The 4125-nt window shown below is 61.2% G+C and carries 3 protein-coding genes; 2 read left to right on the forward strand and 1 reads right to left on the reverse strand.

The features are described from left to right. The first annotated feature begins 223 nt into the window (after positions 1–223). Both flgB and WD006_RS29185 read left to right on the forward strand, forming a co-directional pair. Positions 224–646: a flagellar basal body rod protein FlgB gene (gene flgB / locus WD006_RS29180; RefSeq protein ID WP_008650726.1), complete on the forward strand. Its 423-nt coding sequence runs from the start codon at positions 224–226 to the stop codon at positions 644–646. Between the two features lie 499 nt (positions 647–1145). Beyond that, complete coding sequence (locus WD006_RS29185; protein WP_011514822.1) at positions 1146–3635, forward strand: heavy metal translocating P-type ATPase; 2490 nt, start codon at positions 1146–1148, stop codon at positions 3633–3635. Between the two features lie 57 nt (positions 3636–3692). Here WD006_RS29185 and WD006_RS29190 read toward each other — a convergent pair whose 3' ends face one another. Next, positions 3693–3995, reverse strand: coding sequence for a zinc ribbon domain-containing protein (locus WD006_RS29190; protein WP_008650724.1), 303 nt, complete (start codon positions 3993–3995; stop codon positions 3693–3695). Between the last annotated feature and the right edge of the window lie 130 nt (positions 3996–4125).

The raw sequence follows: 4125 nt of genomic DNA on the forward strand, positions 1-4125 counted from the left end.
GCGAAGTAATTACGTGGGGTCACTTCGTCGCGTGATGACGACAAGGTGGAACGTACCGGGGTTATGTGGATTGACATGGCTTTCGCGCGGACGCGTCAACCTGTGTGCGCGCGAACATTGCGGGCCGGTAATGGGAAACTCACGAAAAGAGGTCGCTTCTCTCGAAGCAAGATCGACTGCCTTTGCAATACGCTGCGGGTTCCGATCTAGTTGGAGAGTAAGGATGGACACGCCATACGTCGCAAAATGGGCGCGTAGCGAAGACAGCGTTCATGAGCAAGCGCTGCGACTTCGCACACGGAGGTTCGAGCTGCTGTCTGCAAATATTGCAAATGCGGATACGCCGAACTACAAGGCGCGCGATATCGACTTCAGCGCCGAGTTGGATAGGGTGATGGGCAGTGGCCAGAATTTTGCGGGCATGACCATGACTTCGCCGCGACACATCGAGGCAAGCAAGCCCGCGCTGGAAGAGGATCTGATGTATCGCGTCCCCCTGCAGTCGAGTATGGACGGCAACACCGTGGAGATGGACGTCGAGCGTGTGGCGTTTGCAGAGAACGCGCTGCGGATGCGGTTCTCCATTCAAAAGACTGCCGACGAGTACAAGGACATGCTCAAGCTCTACCAGGACATGCGGCCCTAGCGGGGAAACCGCGACTACTGGCAGGGCGGCTTGGGTGCGGCGACAGCGCTGGACGCGTCTCTGGAAGACGGCTCCGGTGTGCTCGCTGCGGATTCCTGCTTCGACGGATGTTTGGCTGTGCGATGTCGCGGGTTGGCCGCCCAGGCAACCCGTTGGTCGCGGGAGGCGTATCCCGTGTCTGAATGTCCAATGGCGAGGGTGTGCCACTGGGTCGGCTTCTCGCTGAGTCGATCACCGGTCGCAGGAGCCGGCAAAGCGTAGGCCAGCAAGGCAGAGCATGCGACGGCGCTAATCATCTGTATGGTTCCTGGACGGATGACATGAGGATCCTGTCATCCGCAAGATAGTACGCTCAGATTGCGGGCACATTACCAACGCATTACGGCGGGGCATTGGGGCGCTGACTCGTTGAGCTTTGTTGTTGCAATGCGGGGCACACTAGTTGCTAATAGTGTGCAACGGCGTGAATGCCGATTCAGACTGACTGGAGCCCGCGACAATGACCGAAAAGCTGCGCCTGGACATTCCTGTCTTGCTTCCTGGCCTTCCCGATTCCTCTGATCCCTGTGTAGAACGGTTGCTGTCCGAACTGAGAGGGAAAGAGGGCGTCGAGGCGGCGCATATAAAAACTGCAAATGTTGATAGCGATTCACAGATATGTGTCCACTACGATCCCGCAGCGATTTCCCTTGCCCGCATCCGGGAGCTGGTGACAAGCACGGGTGCGGTGATTTCGTCGCGGTTTGGTCATGTGCTTTGGCAATTGAAGGGCGTCTGGCACGAACGACGAGCGCGAACCGTAGCTAGCCAACTGCGGGCCTTGCCCGGCGTCATCGAGGCCGAAGTCAGCGCCTCCGGCATAGCGCGCGTCGAATTCGACAACGATCGGATCTCCGCGGCAGGGATCGAGCAGGCCCTGTCAAAACGCGGGCTCGCGCCGGTTGAGATCGGTGCCCGGAAGAGCGGTCATGCAGACCATGAACACCGCGAAGGCGTCAAGGATCATGCACATGGGGAAGGCGAGGGGCATGAGGCCCACGCACACGGCAGCGTGTTTGGCCCGAATACTGAGCTAATCTTCTCCCTGATCTGTGGGGCCTTGCTTGGTCTCGGATTTGCCGTTGGTAAGCTGTTCGGCAGCCTGCCAGCATGGATTCCGGTTGCCTTCTTTGTCGGCGCGTATTTTTTTGGTGGTTTCTATACCGTTCGGGAAGCGATAGAGAACCTCCGGCTAAAGAAGTTCGAAATCGACACACTGATGCTGGTAGCCGCCGCAGGGGCGGCGGCGTTAGGCGCTTGGGCGGAAGGCGCGCTACTTCTCTTTTTGTTCAGTCTCGGCCACGGGCTCGAACACTACGCCATGGGGCGCGCCAAGCGGGCGATCGAAGCGTTGGCGGCGCTCGCACCGGCTACAGCAAGTGTGCGGCGTGAAGGCGAGGTACGAGAGGTCCCCGTCGAGGAATTGCAGGTGGGGGATGTGGTGGTGGTTCGGCCGAACGAACGCCTCCCCGCCGATGGTTTTCTGGTAAAGGGGGCTTCCGCAGTCAATCAAGCGCCGGTTACTGGCGAAAGCATCCCGGTCGACAAGCAGCCCGTGGATGACGCCGCCGCAGCCAGGAGGAAGCCCGATGCCGTAGGGGCCGTGTCCCGCGTGTTCGCCGGAACCATCAATGGCGCCGGCGCCATTGAAGTGGAAGTGACGCGCCTTTCCACGGACAGCGCCCTGGCGAAAGTCGTCAAGATGGTCAACGAGGCCGAAGCGCAAAAGTCACCGAGCCAGCGGTTCACTGAGAAGTTCGAACGGATCTTTGTTCCTGCAGTGCTTGTGCTGGCGGTATTGCTGCTGTTTGCAGGGCTAGTGATCAATGAGCCGTTCAGTGCGACCTTCTACCGCGCCATGGCGGTGCTGGTTGCCGCCAGCCCATGCGCGCTCGCCATCGCGACACCGAGCGCGGTGCTGTCGGGGGTAGCGCGCGCCGCTAGAGGGGGTGTACTGATCAAGGGCGGGGCGCCGCTCGAAAACCTGGGTTCACTGAAAGCCATTGCATTCGATAAGACGGGGACGCTGACGGAGGGGCGCCCCCGTATTACCGATGTGATGGTCGCCGAAGGAGTAGCTGAAGCGGAATTGTTGAGCGTAGCGGTCGCCGTGGAGTCGCTCAGCGACCACCCGTTGGCTGCGGCCATTGCCCGCGATGGCCGCAAGCGCCTGGAAGGCAGTTCCATCCCGGAAGCGTCTCATCTCCAAAGCTTGACCGGACGCGGGGTCACGGCGACGTTGTGCGGTAAGACCGTCTGGATTGGCAAGCCTGACATGTTCGGCGCCGACGGGATTGCACCGCTTAGCGAATCGATGGCGAGCGCAGTGCAGACGCTGCGCAGCACTGGCCGCACGACAATGATCGTCAGGCAGGGAGATCGGGACCTCGGCGCCATTGGGCTGATGGACACGCCGCGCGCCTCGGCGCGCGCTGCCCTCGAGGCACTGCGCAGGCTGGGTATCACACGCATGATCATGATCTCCGGCGATCACCAGCGCGCAGCCGAAGCCGTCGCCAAGGACGTAGGTATCGATGAAGCCTGGGGCGATCTGATGCCTGAGGACAAGGTCAAAGCCATCCAGACGTTGCGCGCGGAAGCCAAAGTGGCCATGGTCGGCGACGGCGTCAACGACGCGCCGGCAATGGCCAACGCCACGGTGGGCATCGCAATGGGTGCGGCAGGTTCAGATGTGGCACTGGAAACGGCGGATGTTGCGCTGATGGCCGACGACCTCCAACACCTGCCTTTTGTGGTCGGTTTAAGCCGACATACGCGGGCCATCATCCTTCAGAACGTGTATATCAGCCTCGGCGTCGTGGCGTTCCTTCTGCCAGCCACGATCCTCGGCCTCGGTATCGGGCCCGCCGTGGCCATGCATGAGGGGTCGACGCTGATCGTCGTGTTCAATGCGCTTCGACTGCTAGCCTATCGCGACAAATCCCCATGACGGGCCCCGGCCGCAATGATGGCGATGCCAGATGCGGCGGCAGCTATGGCCGCCGACTCATTTGGCGGCATTGCCGCAACTTCCACAGAACTTTGCGTCGCGTGGGAGTAAGGTGCCGCATCGACTGCACGGCGCCGGAGCCAGTGAACTGCCGCATTGCTGGCAGAAGCGCGCGCCCTGGGCGCTCACCGTGCCGCAGTTGGGGCAGTGGACGCCGGCGGGGCTTTGTGGTGGCAAAGGATTCCCATAGCCGTAGCTGCCGCCACCATCATGATGACCTCCTCGACGACCGTGCTCACTTCCGCCGCCGTGATGACCGCCGCTGTGACGGCCCATGAGCCTTTCCAAGAAACCCATCATTCCTCCTAAGTGGATGGATCGTCGCTGCGGCCCCGTGGTGTCGGGTGCTGCGACGACTTGCGCTGCTACGCGTCAGCCAATGCCTGTAGTAAATAGTCTGTAGTGACTACAGGGTCAATGGTCGGTGGAT

The organism is Cupriavidus sp. Met-2 (assembly GCF_049843575.1).
In the GTDB taxonomy this organism is placed as follows: Bacteria; Pseudomonadota; Gammaproteobacteria; order Burkholderiales; family Burkholderiaceae; genus Cupriavidus; species Cupriavidus metallidurans.

Bases quoted from the DNA above. Each gene is read 5' to 3' on its own strand.
- WD006_RS29185 (WP_011514822.1), top strand. From the start codon at position 1,146: ATGACCGAAAAGCTGCGCCTGGACATTCCTGTCTTGCTTCCTGGCCTT.
- WD006_RS29190 (WP_008650724.1), bottom strand. From the start codon at position 3,995: ATGATGGGTTTCTTGGAAAGGCTCATGGGCCGTCACAGCGGCGGTCAT.
- flgB (WP_008650726.1), top strand. From the start codon at position 224: ATGGACACGCCATACGTCGCAAAATGGGCGCGTAGCGAAGACAGCGTT.